Raw genomic sequence first — 15246 nt, 5'->3', positions numbered from 1 at the left:
ATGACCCACGACGTCGCGATCGTCGCGATGGGCTGCACCCCGTTCCGCGACCACTGGAACTCCTCCGCCGACGACCTGCTCGTCGACGCCGTCCACGAGTGCGTGGGCTCGCTGCCCGACGTCGCGCTCGACGACATCGACGCGTTCTGGGTCGGCACCCAGGGCTCGGGCATGTCGGGCCAGACCCTCGCCCGGCCGCTGCGGCTCGTCGGCAAGCCCGTCACCCGCGTCGAGAACTACTGCGCCACCGGCTCGGAGGCGTTGCGCAACGCGGCCTTCGCCGTCGCGTCGGGCGCCTACGACATGGTGATGGCGACCGGCGTCGAGAAGCTCAAGGACGCCTCGCAGTCCGGGCTCTCGGCGGTGTACCCGCCGGCCGACGGTACCGACGTCGACTGGACCGCCCCGGCGGGCTTCTCGCTGCTGGCCCCGGCCTACCAGGAGGCCTACGGCGTCGACGACCGCGGCCTGCGCGACGCGCTCACCCGGGTCGCGATGAAGAACCACGCCAACGGCGCGCTCAACCCGCGGGCCCAGTTCCGCAAGGCGGTCACCGCCGAGGCGGTCGAGCGCGGCCCGCGCATCGCCGGACCGCTCGGCGTCATGGACTGCTCCGGCGTCTCCGACGGGGCCGCGGCCGCGATCCTGGTCCGGGCCGAGGACGCGTACCGCTACACCGACAAGCCGGTGTTCCTGCGCGGCATGGGCTTCGTCGCCGGCTCGGGCGCCGGCCTGGCCACCGACGGCTACGACTTCACCACGTTCCCGGAGGTCGTCGCGGCCGCCGGGCAGGCCTACGAGCAGGCCGGCGTGACCGACCCGGCGACGCAGATCTCGCTCGCCGAGGTGCACGACTGCTTCACCCCGACCGAGGTGGTGCTCATGGAGGACCTCGGATTCTCCGAGCGCGGCAAGGCCTGGCGGGACATCCTCGACGGCCGCTACGACCTCGGCGGCGCGCTGCCGGTCAACACCGACGGCGGCCTGAAGTCGTTCGGCCACCCGATCGGCGCGACCGGGCTGCGGATGGTGTTCGAGTGCTTCACCCAGCTGCGGGGCGAGGCGGGGGAGCGGCAGGTGCCCGGCGCCCGGCTCGCCGTCGCCCAGAACCTGGGCGGCCAGCCCGGCTCGTGCGTGGCCTTCGTGGCGGTCCTGGGCAGTGAGCGATGAGCGTTCGACTCGACGGCCGCGTCGTCATCGTCACCGGCGCGGGCAACGGCATCGGCCGCGCCCACGCCACGTCCCTCGCCGAGCACGGCGCGCAGGTCGTGGTCAACGACCTCGGCGGGGCCCTCGACGGCACCGGCAGCGGCGGCGCGGCCGAGCGCGTCGTCGAGCAGATCAGAGCGGCCGGCGGTACCGCCGAAGCCTCGACGGACTCCATCGCCACCCCGGACGGGGGCGCCGCGCTCGTGCGCCGGGCCATGGACGCCTTCGGACGCGTCGACGCCGTCATCCACAACGCCGGCATCCTGCGCGACCGCACCCTCGCCAAGCTCTCCGACGACGACGTCCAGTCCGTCATCGACGTGCACCTCACCGGCGCGTTCAACGTGCTGCGCCCCGCCTGGCCGCTCATGGCCGGGCAGGGCTACGGCCGGATCGTGCTCACCAGCTCCTCGTCCGGCCTGCTCGGCAACTTCGGCCAGGCCAACTACGGCGCGGCCAAGACCGGCCTCATCGGGCTCATGCACGTGCTGTCCCTCGAGGGCGCCCGCCGCGGCATCCTCGTCAACACCATCGCGCCGACCGCGGCCACCCGGATGACCGACGGGCTGCTCGGCGAGCTGGCCGACCGGTTCGACCCGCGCCACGTCGCCGCCGTGGGCACGTTCCTCGCCTCCGAGCAGCGCGAGATCAACCGGCACATCCTCACCGTCGGCGGCGGCCGCGTCGGGCGCATCTTCCTCGGCGTCACGCCCGGCTGGTACTCCGGCCGCGAACCGGCCAAGCCCGACGACATCCTCGCCAACCTCGACGACATCTGCAGGCTGGACGACTTCATCGTGCCCACGTCGGGCGCCGACGAGATCGCGCTGATCCAGAAGGTTCTCTCCCAGTAACACGGAAAGGCTGACCCCCCATGCCGGTCTCCGAAGTGCACCACGTGGCCATGACCGTCTCGGACGTCGAGCGGGCCGCGGACTTCTACGAACAGGCCCTCGGCTACCGCCGCACCCTGCGCAGCGACGTCGGCGGCCCCGGGATCGAGGTCTCGCTCGGGCTGCCCGCCGGGACGACCGGCAAGGTGCAGTACATGCAGGGCCCGAGCCGCGTCGGGCAGCTCGAGCTCATCGAGTGGAACGGCACCAAGACCCGCACCGCGACCGGCGGGCACCTCGAGCTGGGCACGTTCCTGCTCAGCTTCGAGGTGCCGCTGGACGAGATCGAGCAGCTGCACCGGCGCATCACCGACCTCGGCGCCGAGGTGCTCGGCCGGCCCAACCGGGTGCTGCTGGAGCACTACGGGTACATCACCGCCTTCGCCGCCCGCGACCTCGACGGCAACCTGCTGGAGTTCGTGTCGCTGCCCAGCCGCGAGGAGATCCTCGCCTACCGGGCCGAGCACGGCAGCTGATGGCCACCAGCAACTTCGCCGAGGTGCTGCGGGTCCAGGCGCTGCGCCGCGCGGACCGGGAGGCGCTGGTCGACGGCGACGCCCGCTGGACCTACGCCGAGCTCGACGCCGAGACCGACCGGCACGCGGCGGCCCTGCTCGCGGCCGGCATCACCGCCGCCGACCTCGTCGGGATCCTCGCCCGCAACACGGCCACCTACGTCATGCAGCTGCTGGCGCTGAGCCGCATCGGCGCGATCGCGGTCCCGCTGAACTGGCGGCTGCACGCGACCGAGCAGTCCTACGTCATCTCGCAGGCGGGCATCGCGGCACTGCTCTACGACGACGACTTCGCGCACGTCGCCCAGGCCCTGCCCGGCCTTCGGGTGCTCGTCGCCAACGGATCGTCCGTGGTGGACGGCGCCCAGCGGCTCGAGGCGCTCCTCGCGGGCCAGCCGCGGGGGATCCGCGTCGCCGACGCCGAGAAGGCGCCCGGCGACGTGCACCGGCTGCTGTACACCTCCGGCACCACCGCCCACCCGAAGGGCGTCATCCACACGTGCGGCAACGTCGCCGCCAACCACCGCGCCCAGGTCCTCGAGCTCGAGCTCACCCAGCACGACCGGATCCTCGTCTCGGCGCCGCTGTTCCACGTCTCCGGCCTGGAGGCGCCGGGCCTGGCCGTCTTCGTCGCGGGCGCCACGATGGTGCTCACGCCGACGTTCAAGGCCGCCGGCATCGCCGCGATCGCCGAGCGGGAACGCATCACCGGCATGGTGCTCGCCGCGCAGATCCTCTTCGGGATGCTCGACCTCGACCCGGCGCCGGACCTCTCCGCGCTGCGGTACCTCCTCTTCGCCGGCGTCGCCCCGAGCATCCGCCGCAAGGTCAAGGCGCGGCTGCCGCACGTGCGGCTCATCGACACGTTCGGCATGACCGAGTGCTGCAACGGCGCCACCTACATGGACGCCGCCCACGAGGACTCGAAGCTGGGCGCGCTCGGCGCGCCCTTCCCCGGCGTGCACATCCGCATCGTGGACGAGTCGTTCCGCGAGGTCGCGCCCGGCGTCGAGGGCGAGATCATCGTGCGCGGGGAGAAGATCTCGCCCGGGTACTGGCGCGACGAGGAGACCACCAGGCGCACCCGCCGCGACGGCTGGTTCCTCACCGGCGACGTCGGCCGGATCGACGAGGACGGCTACCTCTGGTTCGTCGACCGCCGCACCGACCTCATCAAGTCCGGCGGGGAGAACATCGCCAGCGCCGAGGTCGAGCGCGTCATCGCCCAGCACCCGGACGTCGCCGAGGTCGCGGTCATCGGCGTCGCCGACCCGCAGTGGGACGAGGTGCCCAAGGCGTTCGTCATCCTGCACCCCGCCTCCCGCGCCACCGGCGAGGACATCCGCGCGCACTGCCGCGCGAACCTGGCCGGGTTCAAGGTGCCCAAGTACGTGCAGATCGTGGAGTCGCTGCCCCGCAACGACTCCGGCAAGATGCTCAAGAAGAGCCTGCGGGAGACCTCATGACGACCGCGAACATCGCCGCGATGCTCGCCGGCAACGCGCTGCGCTTCGCCGCCGAGGACGCCCTGGTCTTCGAGGGCCGGCGCTGGACCCACGCCCAGCTGGACGCGGACGTCAACGCGCTCGCGGCCGGGCTGCTCGACCTGGACGTCCGCCCGGGCAGCCGGGTGGCCATCATCGCCGACAACGTGCCCGAGTTCCTGATCCTCTCCCTCGCCCTGTCGAAGATCGGTGCGGTGTTCGTACCGCTCAACTACCGCCTGACCGCCGGAGAGCTCGCGCAGCTGCTGGGCCACGCGCGGGTGCAGGCCGTCGCCACCGTGCCCGGGTTCGCCGCCCTCACCGCGGCGGCCTGCGCCGCCCTGCCCGGCGTCCGCCGGTTCGCCCTCGAGCCGATCGACGCCGGGTGGACCGACCTGGGCGGGGTCATCCTCGGCAACGCCGGCCGGCGCGTGCCGGACGCCGAGCTGGGCGACGACGCCCTCCAGCGCATCATCTACACGTCCGGCACGACGAGCCTGCCCAAGGGCGTCATGCTCACCCACGGCAACGTGAACATGAACATGCACGCCCAGATCGTCGAGCTGGGCCTGCGCGCGGGCGACCGCATCCTCAACTTCGCGCCGCTGTACCACGTCGGCGGCACGGACCTGCCCGGCTACGGCATCTGGCACGTCGGTGGCTGCATGGTCCTGCAGCGCCGCTTCGACCCCGCCGCCGTGCTGCGCGCCATCGAGTCCGAGCGGATCACCGGCATGGTGATGGCCGCGACCATGCTCGACATGGTCCGCCGCGCCGGCGAGACCTCCCCGGCCGACCTGACCTCGGTGCGCTGGATCATCTACTCGCAGGTGACCACGGCCCTGTTCGGCGTGGCCCGCGGGCTCTTCCCGAACGCGCGGCTCATCGAGGGATACGGCCTGACGGAGACCTGCAGCGGCCTGACCTACCTGGACGCGGCGCACATGGAGTCGAAGCAGGGCTCGGTCGGCATCCCGGTGCCGTGGGTCCAGGTCCGTGTGGTCGACGCGTCCGACCAGGACGTCCCCGCCGGGGTCGACGGCGAGGTGGTGGCGCGCGGCCCGAAGGTGAGCCCCGGCTACCTGGACGACCCGGAGGCGACCGCGACCGCGTTCCGCGACGGCTGGTTCCACACCGGCGACGTGGGCTGCTTCGACGAGGACGGCTACCTGTACATCCGCGACCGCCTGAAGGACATGATCCGCAGCGGCGGCGAGAACATGTCGAGCGCCGAGATCGAGAACGTCCTGTCCGACCACCCGCTCGTGCTCGCCGCCTCGGTGGTGGGCGCCCCCGACCCGAAGTGGCAGGAGGTGCCGGTCGCGTTCGTGATCGGCCGCCCCGGCCTGACGCCGGAGGCGCTGATCGCCCACGCGCGGGAACGCCTCGGCAAGTTCAAGGTCCCGAAGGAGATCTACCTCGTCGAGGAGTTCCCGACGAACCCGTCGGGCAAGGTCCTGAAGCGCACGCTGCGCGACCTGCGCCCGTCGATGACCCCGGACTGGACGTACACGCCGGCCACCTGACGGGGGAGTCAGGCGGTGACGGCGGCGCGCAGGCGGGCCGCGTGCTGGAGCAGGGCGATGAGCACGTCCTTGCCGGACTGCCGCTGCCGGGCGTCGCACAGCACGATCGGGACGTCCGACTCGAGGTTCAGGGCGAGCTTCAGCTCGTCGAGCTCGTAGCGCCGCGCGCCGTCGAAGCAGTTCACCGCGACGACGAACGGGGTGCCGCGACGCTCGAAGTAGTCGATGGACGGGAAGCAGTCGGCGAGACGGCGCGTGTCGGCGAGGACGACCGCGCCGGTCGCGCCGAGGGCGAGCTCGTCCCAGATGAACCAGAAGCGGTCCTGGCCGGGCGTGCCGAACAGGTACAGCACCAGCTGCGGGCTGATCGTGATCCGTCCGAAGTCGAGCGCGACCGTGGTGGTCGCCTTGGTCTCCACGCCGGTGAGGCTGTCGACGCCGGCCCCGGCCTCGGTGAGGACCTCCTCGGTGCGCAGCGGCCCGGTCTCGCTGACCGCACCGACCATCGTGGTCTTGCCCGCGCCGAACCCGCCCGCGATGAGAATCTTGATCGCGGTGGGGACGTCGTCAGAGTGCCCGTAGGCCATTGATCGCCGCCTCGATGATGTCCGCGCCGGGGTGCGTCCCGGCCGGATCGGGTTCACGCACCTGGACCAGGTGCCGGTCGAGCAGATCGCCGAGCATGACCCGGACCGTCCCCAGCGGCAGGTCCAGATGGGCCGCCAGCTCGGCGACCGACAGCGGGTGCCGGCACATCCGCAGGATGGCGAGGTGCTCGGGCTCCATCCAGACGTCGGGCGTCGTGACCGTCACGGCCGCCGTCACCTGGGCGATGCGGTTGAACGTGCCGCGACTCGGCCGCGTCCGCCCGCGCGTCATCGCATAGGGACGCACGACCGGGCCGGCGTGGTCGTCGACCCACTCGTCGTCCTTCGGCTCGTCGCGGTCGGTCATCGGCTCGGGTCACGCTCCTTCGGCCGGTTCGTGCCGCCGGGGCGGCGAGCCGAGGTACTTCCCGGCCCGGGTCGCCAGCATCGCCATCTCGTAGGCGAGCAGGCCGAGGTCGGCCTCCTCCCCGGCGAGCACGGCCAGGCACGATCCGTCGCCGGCCGTGGTCACCAGCAGCGAGGTGCGCTGCATCTCCACGATCGTCTGCTGCAGCGGCCCGCCGTCGAACCGCTTGCCGGCGGCGCGGGCGAGGCTCTGGATGCCCGCCGCGATCGCGCAGAGGTGCTCGGCGTCGTCCCGGCTCAGGGCCTGCGACGACGCCTTGAGCAGGCCGTCGACCGACAGCACGATCGCGTGCCGCGCGTGGTCGATGCGCCCGATGAAGTCGTCCAGCAGCCAGGTCAGGTCCGCGTTGGCCGTGGTGTGCGGTGCCACAGATGTCCCCTTACGTCAGGCCTCGGGCGGCGTGGAGTCGTCGGCGGGCCGCCTGCCGTCGGCGCGTCCCCGGCGGCTCCCGTCCTGGTACGACGCGATGCGGCTGCGGACCTGCTGCGGGTCGCCGGGGCCCGCCGGCCGCTCGGCCGGTCCGGGGCCGGCCGGCTCCTCCCGCAGCGGCGCGGCGATGTTGGCCTGGCGCACCCGCACCGGCAGGCCGGTCGGGGTGAACGCGTCGTCGTGGACCGGCTCCGGGGCCTCGGCCAGGGCCACCGTGGCCGGCCGGGCCGGCGTCGCGACGGGCGCCCCGGGCCGCTCCGCGCGGTCCGCTGCCGGTGGCGCGGCGGCGGCGGCGAGGCCGGCCGCGGGTGCGGCACCGGCCGGGGCGGCGCCATCGAGCAGGCTCTTCGGGATCAGCACGATGGCCGTGGTGCCGCCGTACGGCGACTCCTTGAGCTGGACCCGGATGCCGTGCCGGTCGGCGAGCCGGCTCACCACGAACAGGCCGAGCCGGGCCGCGCTGGTCAGGTTGAACTCGGGGCGGCTGGCGATGCGCCGGTTGAGCTCGTCGAGCTCGTCCGCGCCGATGCCCAGGCCGCGGTCCTCGATCTCCAGGACGTAGCCGTTGCCGACCGCCTGCCCCTTGACGTGGACCTCGGTGTGCGGCGGGGAGAACGACAGCGCGTTCTCGATGAGCTCGGCGATGAGGTGAATGACGTCGCTGACGGCCCGGCCGGCGAGCTCGGCGGGGCCCAGCTGGCGAACGGTGACCCGGGTGTAGTCCTCGACCTCGGCCACGGCGCCGCGAACGATGTCGACGATCGGCACGGTGCGGCGCCAGACCCGGCCGGGGCTCGACCCGGCCAGCACGATGAGGTTCTCCGCGTTGCGCCGCATGCGGGTGGCGAGGTGGTCGACCCGGAACAGGTGATCGAGCTTGGCCGCGTCGGCCTCCTGCCGCTCCATGCCGTCGAGCAGGGACAGCTGGCGGTGGATGAGCGACTGGGACCGCCGGGCGATGCTGAGGAAGACGTCGCGGACGCCGCGGCGCAGGTCGGCCTGCTCGACGGCGGCGCGGATCGCGGTCTCCTGCACCGCGTTGAACGCGTGGCCGACCTGGCCGATCTCGTCGTGGCCGAACTCCAGCGGCGGCGCCTCGGCGGCCACGTCGACCGTCTCGCCGCGGCCGAGGCGGGCCACGACGCCCGGCAGCTGGTCGGTGGCGAGGCGGCGGGCCGCGTCGCGCAGCCGCTCCAGCTGGCGCAGCATCGCCCGGGCCGTGGTGATGGAGACGATGATCGAGGCGATGACGGTGATGAGCCCGAGGCCGGCGGCGAGCAGCAGCCGGACGACCACCCCGATCGCGACCGGGGCGGCGCGCTGCACGACGGCGTCGCCGCCCTGCAGCACGATGTCGAGAATGCGTGCCTGGGCCGCCCCGGTCGCCGCGCTCCAGCCGTCGGCGTCGACCGGCAGCCGCAGGCTGGTGCGTGACCCGGAGACGACCTGGTCCTCGATCTGGCGCAGGCGGGTCAGTTCGCCGGCGGTCGCCGCCGCGTCGTACCGGGCCTTGTCGGCCGCGGGCAGCTTGGCCGTGACCTGGCCGGCGAGGAACCGCTGGGCGCCGACGAGCTGCGCGAACTGGCCGTACTCGGCGTCGGTGAACCGCCCGGCAGCCAGGGCCCCGGCCAGCAGCGAGTCCTCCTGGGCGACGAGCTCGCGGACCTGGTTGAGCTGGATCAGCGTCACCGTGTCGTCGGCGATGGCCTGGTCGTCGAGCTTGCCCAGGGAGTAGTACACCTGGAAGATCGACTCGACCGCACCCGTGTAGACGCCGGCCGCGGCGGCGCGATCGACGGTGCGGGCGTCGATCGCGGCGCGGGTGGACCGCAGCTCGTCGAGGCCGTGCACGACGACGTCGACGCGGGCCTCGAGCTCGGCGTCGGCGGCGACCTCGGCCCAGCGGCTCAGCGCGGAGCTGCGGAACTGCGCGGCGAGGTCGTCGACCTTGCGGCGCTGGGCGTCGAGATCAGCGCGCTGGACGGCCCCGGCGTTGCCCAGGAACACCACCGACATCCGCCGCTCGACCTGCAGCTGCAGCAACAGCGGCTCGCTGGGCTCGTAGATGCGGCTGTTGTAGGTCTGCACCCACAGGAGGTTGACGCCCTCGCGCAGCGTCACCCAGGCCGCGAACACCCAGAGTGCGGTCAGCGAGAGCAGCAGGGCGGTGATTTTCGTGCGGAGCCGTGAACTGCGGGAAGCCATTACACCGTCCCAGTCGGCATTTCTTGAACCGGCCGGACGGATGTTGCATTGATGTCGGACAACGCCGGCCTGCGGAGCACTGGGGCACGCTAGCAACTTCCCGCCGGGATTCTCAAATCCGGTGCGGTCAATTCCGGCGGTGTTCGAGCAGATGCCGCGCGGTGAGCACCGCGCCGCGTACGATCGCGTGGGGGGCGTAGAGGTCCTTGTCGTGCCACATCGGCAGGTCGGGCGGGTGCGGCCCGGCCAGGTAGTGCCCGGCGCGGTCCAGATCGGTGCCGGCATCGGCCGCGAGCAGCACGTGCACCGCGTAGGCGGTCTCCTCGGGGGTGCCCTGCCAGCGGCCCCACGAGCCGTCGGGGCGCTGGGTCGCGGCCACCCAGCGGGCGGCCCGGCTCACCGCGGCGGACACCGCCGGCCCGCGGCCGAAGCGGCGCAGGGCGAGCACGCAGCAGGCGGTCGCGTAGTAGGGCGAGGCGTGCCACCGGTCGCGCCAGCAGCCGTCGGACTCCTGGCGCCGGCACAGCCATTGGGATATCCGCTCGGCGATCCCGCGGTGGCCGAATATGCCGAATGCGTCCAGCACATGGGCATTTGTGGTGACCGAGAATCCGTCTTCGCCGGGCCAGGTACAGAAGAATTCACCGGTGTCATAATGCTGTAACACGCCGGGATCGGCGTCGTGACCGAGCTCTGCCAGCGCGAAGAGCACGACGGCGGTGGTGTCGGCGTCGGCGGGCAGCCCGGGGCCGGCCGCGGTGCCGGCCGGTCCCCAGCCGGCGGTCAGGCTCTCGACCAGCCCGGGCGGGGCGGTGAACCCGACGCCGGCCCGGGCCAGGCCGCCGAGCACCCAGGCCCGCTCGAACACGGTGATGGGCGTGGCGACCGGCACCGGGCCGCCGTGGCGGCGGGCGGCCGCGGCCAGGTACGGATCCGGTGCGGCGGGCGGCTCGCCGAGCCAGGCGGCGGTCGCGGCGGGCGAGGCGCCGACGGTCCCGGGCCCGGCCGGCCGGACGCCGGGGGCGCCGCGGGCCGCGTCACCGAGGACCTCCAGGGCGTGCAGGAGCTTCGTCGGCACCGTCGCGCCGCTCGCGAGGCGCCGGCGCAGCGCGGCCAGCCGGGCACCGTCGATCCCGCTCGGCAGCGGCAGCCGGGTGCCGGTCCGCTCGGCGATCCGCTCGACGAGCACCGGGACGATGAGGTCGGCGGCGGGCGTGTCGGGGATGGGCCGCGCCCCGTGCATGAGGCCGCCCAGGAACGCGAGCCCGCGCCGCGCGGCCCGGCCGCCGCCCGCGGCCAGCAGCGCGTCCGTCGCGCTGAGCGTCGGCACGACCGCGTAGCCGCCCGGCGGCCCCCAGCCACCGTCCGCCCGCTGCCCGGCCAGCAGCCACCGCAGCCGCTCCGCGTGGCCGGGCAGCCACGGTGCCAGTGCGGCCAGCCGCGCGGTCTCGTAGACCGAGGCGGTCACCTGCCCCCAGGGTTCGGCGGCGAGGCCGGCCAGGAGGGTGTCGACCTGCCGGCCGAGGTCGCCGCCGGCCGCGGAGGAGGTGATCGTGCGCTCGGCGGTCACCGGGCGCCCCAGAAGTCGGTCAGCCGGTAGAAGCCGGTGCTGAACCCGATCTGGCGGCTGAGGTACGCCGCCTCGCGCGGGCAGGCGCCGGTCAGCGCCTCCGCCGCGGTGAGGGCATCGCGCGCCAGGGCGCCCATGCGCCCGGTCACCTCGTCGCGGCCGACGCCGAGCAGCAGCGCGTTGAGATCGCCCCACTGCACGTCGCGCTCGTAGGTCGCGAGGTCGTTGGCGAGCCGGAGCACCCGCTGGACGAGCCGTCCGGCCGTGGTGAGCCGGGGCAGGGCGTTGAGCGCCTCCGCGGTGGCACCGGACAGCCAGTGCGAGACGTTGACCCAGGACGAGCCGAAGTTGTCGGCGTTGTCGAGGTACTCCTCGAGCCCGGGGCGCTCGCCGGACGTCTTCCACCGCCATTCGCGCCGCATGGCCGTGAGCATCCGGCGCAGCTCCTCGCGCCAGGCCGGCCGGTGCTCGGCGAACGCCGGTCCGGCCGCGAGCTCGTCGCGCACCGCGGCGAGCATGCGCGCCAGCGCGTCGTCGTCGCCGGGCGCCGCGCCGTCCGCGGTCGCGAGGCAGCGCTCGACGACGCCGTCGACGTCGGCGGCCTCGCGGGCGAGGTAGTCGATGCGCCAGTCCACGGCGAAGACCCACAGCGCGGTCAGGTTCGCGATCCGCAGCTGCTCGCGGCCGCACCAGGGCGCGCCGAACGCGGTCGCCAGGGCGACGGTGCCGAACACCGCCGGATCGAACGGCCTGGCCGGGAACAGCTCCGGGTAGGCCGCGGCGACGGCCTGCAGGTCCCGCTGACCGCCGGCGGCCAGGGCACAGATGCGGCCCTGCTCGGCCGCCGCGGTCAGCTCGCCGGTGAGCGCCGGCGCCGGCGCGCCGATGGCCTGCGCCATCAGCGGGTGCGGGGCAGGAGCGTGAGCTCGACCGGCGTCTTCGGCCGCAGCGACGCCGCCACCTGCGGCTCGGGGATCACCGGATGCGTGAGCTCGAACCGGAACCGGCGCAGCATCGCGGCGACGATGAGCTGCGACTCCAAATAGAACAGGTACTGCCCGAGGCACTGGTGCGGGCCGCCGCCGAACGGGTAGTGGGCGTAGCGGTGGCGTCGTTCGGCGCGCGGCGAGGCGAACCGCTCCGGGTCGAACTCCTGCGGCCGGTCCCAGAACGCCGACATCCGCTGCGTGATGTACGGGCTGATGAGGATGTCGGCCCCGGCGGGAATGAGCGTCCCGTCGATGACGTCCGCCTCGGCCGCGACGCGCGGGATCAGCCACCCGACCGGGTACAGCCGCAGCAGCTCCTCGAGGACCATCCGCAGGTACGTCAGCTCGGCCAGGTGCTCCCGGCGGACCGGCCCGTCGCCCACGACCCGGTCGACCTCGGCGTAGAGCCGGTCGGCGACCTCCGGGTGGGCCCGCAGGATGGGCCACAGCCAGGTGAGCACGCCGAAGGTCGTCTCGGTCGTGGTGGCGAACATGGCGACGGTGTCGTTGCGGGCCTGCCGCTCGTCGATCGGGCGCCCGGCGGCGTCGACGGCCCGGCTCAGCGTGGCGATGATGTCGCTGCCGTCGTCGCCGCGCTCCCGGGCCGCCCGCACGATCGGCAGCAGCACGTCGTCGATCTGCTGCACCGCGGCCTGGAACGGCCGGTCGCCCGGCATCGGGATCGCGTTGGGCACGAAGGGCGCGATCAGCCGGTACACGATCGCGGTGGCGATGGTGTTCTGCGCGCTGACGATCCGCAGCGCCTCGGCCACGCTGACCTTGTCGGCGAAGAGCACCCGCATGATGGCGGCGCACACGATCTGGGACAGCTCGGCGCCGAGGTCGATCGCCCGGCCTTGGCGGGCGGGCTCGTCGAGGCGCTCGACCGACGCCTCGATCGACGCGGCGAGGCCGTCGACGAGGGCGTCGACGCGCTTGGCGGTGAACAGCGGCTGCAGCGTGTTGCGGCTGGCCGCCCACACCTGTCCCTCGGCGAGAATGCCCTCGCCGAAGAGCCGCTTCACCGGCCGCCACAGCATGCCCTTGCCGTCGCGCGGGTAGTTGCCGGCGTTGTCCCGCAGCACGTGCTGCACGTGGGCCGGGTGCGACACGAGGTAGGGCCGGAACGCGCCGAGATTGACGCGGACGACGTCGCCGCCGGCCGCCTCGGCGAAGCCCACCAGGGCATCGAGCGGATTGCGGGCGAGCTCGCGCACCGCGCGGTACAACGGGACGGCGGCGGCCTTGCGCGAGGCCTCCTGGACTGTGGACACCGGACCCCCAAAAGGCCGGGCATCGCGGCGCCCGGCCCGACTCGCAACTTGCATCGCGGAACGTGCAGGATCATGTCACGGGATGCCGACGGAACCGCTATCCATGTGAATATTTACCGCTTTTGTAACTTGTGGCAGACGGCCGCACACAACGGAAACATGCACAGTTGGTTGCCGGGTGGGGGAGGACCGTGGCCGGCGTCCCGCGGCAGCGGGCGCGGGTCGGCCAGCAGCTGCGGGATGCGCCGGTACCAGCCGCGGTGGTTGTGGCCCATCCGTTCGTCGCCGGCGGCGGCCGCGGCCGCGTCGGCGAGCCGCTGCCGGTCGAGGACGCCGGCCAGCGCCGGCCTGACCAGCGCGACGCGCCAGGTGTTGGCCGGGTTCCAGTGCCGCTCGGACCCTGATCAGCAAAGTCGGGACCACGGTGCCGGTGGGGACCCGGCAAGGAATCTGAGCAGGTGCAGGATTCGGCTCGCCGGCGGCGCCGACCAAAGCCGCCGGCCTGGCCGCGGTGCGGGATCGCGAAGCCTGCCGAGTGCCCAGTGCAGGTGGTACCACAGCAGGCGTGCCTCCCACTCGCCGTCGGCCGGCTCGGCTGTGGCGCGGTACGCCTCAACCATCGGGCCGATCTCGCTCAGCGGGATCTTGGCGAACTCTGTGGCCGGGTCGGCCCACATCGCGTCACCCCAGTCGACGATGCCGGCGAGCTCGCCCGTCCGCGGGTCGACGATCAGGTTCTGCGGTGCGATGTCGCCGTGCACCAGCACCTGGCCGGGATCGCGCGGCATGTGCTTCGACAGCCTTGTGAACCAGTCGGTCAGCCACCGCGCGGAGTCGCGGTCGATGCTGCCGGCGGCGGCGAGCTCGGGCACCAGCTCCCAGGGGCTCGGCGAGGTGTCCTCGACCGGCAGCGTGGTGAGAGCGGGCGCGTCGCCGGGCCGGAGCCGATGCAGCGCGGCGAGCTGCCCGCCGACGTCGGCGTACGCTCGTCCGGCGGCGGTGCTCGATGCGTCCCGCTGCTCGAGGTCGATGCCGATCACCCGTTCCAGGACGAGAAACGGCACACCGGCCTCAGCGCGTCCCCGCGTGTAGGACACGACCGCGGGCGTGCGAACCCCCAGCCCGCGGGCAACCGGAATGACCGCGGCCTCCTTGGCGAGATCCTCGACGAAATCGTCGGAGCGCGGAATGCGCAGCACAAGGTCGTCACCGAGGAGGAACGCGTGGTTGGCGACGCCGGAGGGGATGGGCCGCACCGCCTCGACCGGGTGGCCGTGCAACGCGGCGACGGCCGCCAGTGACTCCTCGCTGATATGGATGCTCTCCACCGCCCGACGCAGATCTTGTCAGTCGCCGCCGGCGGGCCTGCGGAGAATCGTTGCGCCAGCGCCGACACGTGCTGCTCCCAACCCGATCGCCATGCTAACAATCGGTTCGAGCGCCCGGCTGAGCGATGGCACGAGCGATGAATGACCATCGCTGTCGTGACGCTATGCTCGGCGGGCGTACCGGGTGAACACGGGAGGACAACGCGTGACGCAGGTGCGGATCCGCAAGGCGACCGAGGCGGATGTGCCGGCGATCGTGGCCCTGCTCGCGGACGACGCGCTGGGCGCCGGGCGCGAGTCGCCCGACGACCTGTCGCCGTACCAGCGGGCGTTCGCCGCCGTCGTGGCCGATGCCAACCAGGTGCTCGTCGTCGCCGAGCGGGACGGCCGCACGGTCGGCACGCTGCAGCTGACCCTGCTGCCGGGTCTGGCCCGCCGCGGCGCCACCCGCGGCCAGATCGAGGCCGTGCGGGTGGCCGGCGACGAACGCGGCAGCGGCCTCGGCGCCACCCTCATGCAGTGGGCGATCGACGAGGCCCGCGCCCGCGGCTGCCAGCTCGTCCAGCTCACCTCCGACGTGAGCCGCACCGACGCGCACCGCTTCTACGAGCGGCTCGGCTTCGCCCCGACCCACGTCGGCTTCAAGCTGAACCTGGCCTCGGCCACCGACTGACGTCCACGTCGGCGTTTCCAGTCCGTAGGTTCAGGGTTCGAGTCGCTGGCGGCCCACCATCTGACCTGTGCTTTTGCGCGCCGGCTGATCACCCGCGCGAGGGCCGACCAGTCCGTCAACACAAAGCTCCCCAGCGC

General features: G+C 73.2%; 14 protein-coding genes. 6 read left to right on the top strand and 8 right to left on the bottom strand.

Annotated elements, in window-relative coordinates; genetic code table 11:
• The 5 genes from ACQP2P_RS27880 to ACQP2P_RS27860 are packed head-to-tail and all read left to right on the top strand — an operon-like array spanning window position 1 to window position 5627.
• Window positions 1–1170 carry an acetyl-CoA acetyltransferase gene (locus ACQP2P_RS27880; protein ID WP_433605640.1) on the top strand — a complete coding sequence of 390 codons (1170 nt, stop codon included), beginning with the start codon at window positions 1–3 and terminating at the stop codon, window positions 1168–1170.
• A complete protein-coding gene (locus ACQP2P_RS27875; protein WP_433605638.1) occupies window positions 1167–2063 on the top strand; it encodes an SDR family NAD(P)-dependent oxidoreductase in 897 nt (298 codons plus the stop codon). Before ACQP2P_RS27880 ends, ACQP2P_RS27875 begins: the two co-directional genes overlap by 4 nt.
• Before the next feature lie 20 nt (window positions 2064–2083).
• Window positions 2084–2578, top strand: coding sequence for a VOC family protein (locus ACQP2P_RS27870; RefSeq protein WP_433605636.1), 495 nt, complete (start codon window positions 2084–2086; stop codon window positions 2576–2578).
• Entirely contained in the window at window positions 2578–4083 is a 1506-nt protein-coding gene (locus ACQP2P_RS27865; protein WP_433605634.1) for a class I adenylate-forming enzyme family protein, read from the top strand. The genes ACQP2P_RS27870 and ACQP2P_RS27865 overlap by 1 nt, the downstream gene beginning before the upstream one ends.
• Window positions 4080–5627 carry a class I adenylate-forming enzyme family protein gene (locus ACQP2P_RS27860; RefSeq protein ID WP_433605632.1) on the top strand — a complete coding sequence of 516 codons (1548 nt, stop codon included), beginning with the start codon at window positions 4080–4082 and terminating at the stop codon, window positions 5625–5627. The genes ACQP2P_RS27865 and ACQP2P_RS27860 overlap by 4 nt, the downstream gene beginning before the upstream one ends.
• Window positions 5628–5635: 8 nt before the next feature.
• Here the strand turns inward: ACQP2P_RS27860 and ACQP2P_RS27855 are convergent, their stop codons facing one another.
• From ACQP2P_RS27855 to ACQP2P_RS27820, 8 genes are all read right to left on the bottom strand, one after another.
• Window positions 5636–6214, bottom strand: a complete 579-nt coding sequence (locus tag ACQP2P_RS27855) for a GTP-binding protein (RefSeq protein WP_433605630.1) — start codon at window positions 6212–6214, stop codon at window positions 5636–5638.
• Window positions 6195–6581 (bottom strand): DUF742 domain-containing protein, encoded by a 387-nt coding sequence (locus ACQP2P_RS27850; protein WP_433088518.1) that lies wholly within the window; start codon window positions 6579–6581, stop codon window positions 6195–6197. Before ACQP2P_RS27850 ends, ACQP2P_RS27855 begins: the two co-directional genes overlap by 20 nt.
• A gap of 9 nt (window positions 6582–6590) precedes the next feature.
• Window positions 6591–7010 carry a roadblock/LC7 domain-containing protein gene (locus ACQP2P_RS27845; RefSeq protein ID WP_433605628.1) on the bottom strand — a complete coding sequence of 140 codons (420 nt, stop codon included), beginning with the start codon at window positions 7008–7010 and terminating at the stop codon, window positions 6591–6593.
• A gap of 15 nt (window positions 7011–7025) precedes the next feature.
• Window positions 7026–9275: a nitrate- and nitrite sensing domain-containing protein gene (locus tag ACQP2P_RS27840; protein WP_433605626.1), complete on the bottom strand. Its 2250-nt coding sequence runs from the start codon at window positions 9273–9275 to the stop codon at window positions 7026–7028.
• Between the two features lie 127 nt (window positions 9276–9402).
• The gene (locus ACQP2P_RS27835; RefSeq protein ID WP_433605624.1) at window positions 9403–10845 is read right to left on the bottom strand and encodes a prenyltransferase; all 1443 of its coding nucleotides are present in this window, start codon (window positions 10843–10845) and stop codon (window positions 9403–9405) included.
• The gene (locus ACQP2P_RS27830) at window positions 10842–11744 is read right to left on the bottom strand and encodes a terpene synthase family protein (RefSeq protein WP_433605622.1); all 903 of its coding nucleotides are present in this window, start codon (window positions 11742–11744) and stop codon (window positions 10842–10844) included. Before ACQP2P_RS27830 ends, ACQP2P_RS27835 begins: the two co-directional genes overlap by 4 nt.
• Window positions 11744–13108 (bottom strand): cytochrome P450, encoded by a 1365-nt coding sequence (locus ACQP2P_RS27825; protein ID WP_433605620.1) that lies wholly within the window; start codon window positions 13106–13108, stop codon window positions 11744–11746. The genes ACQP2P_RS27830 and ACQP2P_RS27825 overlap by 1 nt, the downstream gene beginning before the upstream one ends.
• A gap of 404 nt (window positions 13109–13512) precedes the next feature.
• Window positions 13513–14436, bottom strand: coding sequence for a phosphotransferase family protein (locus ACQP2P_RS27820; protein ID WP_433605618.1), 924 nt, complete (start codon window positions 14434–14436; stop codon window positions 13513–13515).
• 205 nt (window positions 14437–14641) lie between these two features.
• Here ACQP2P_RS27820 and ACQP2P_RS27815 point away from each other — a divergent pair, with 205 nt between their 5' ends.
• Window positions 14642–15109 carry a GNAT family N-acetyltransferase gene (locus ACQP2P_RS27815; protein ID WP_433605616.1) on the top strand — a complete coding sequence of 156 codons (468 nt, stop codon included), beginning with the start codon at window positions 14642–14644 and terminating at the stop codon, window positions 15107–15109.
• Window positions 15110–15246: the final 137 nt, after the last annotated feature.

Origin of the sequence: Dactylosporangium sp. CA-139114, assembly GCF_050955725.1 — a bacterium.
Classification (GTDB): domain Bacteria; phylum Actinomycetota; class Actinomycetes; order Mycobacteriales; family Micromonosporaceae; genus Dactylosporangium.
The sequence above is the reverse complement of the archived record's forward strand: the minus strand, read 5'-3'. Positions and strand labels throughout refer to the sequence as shown.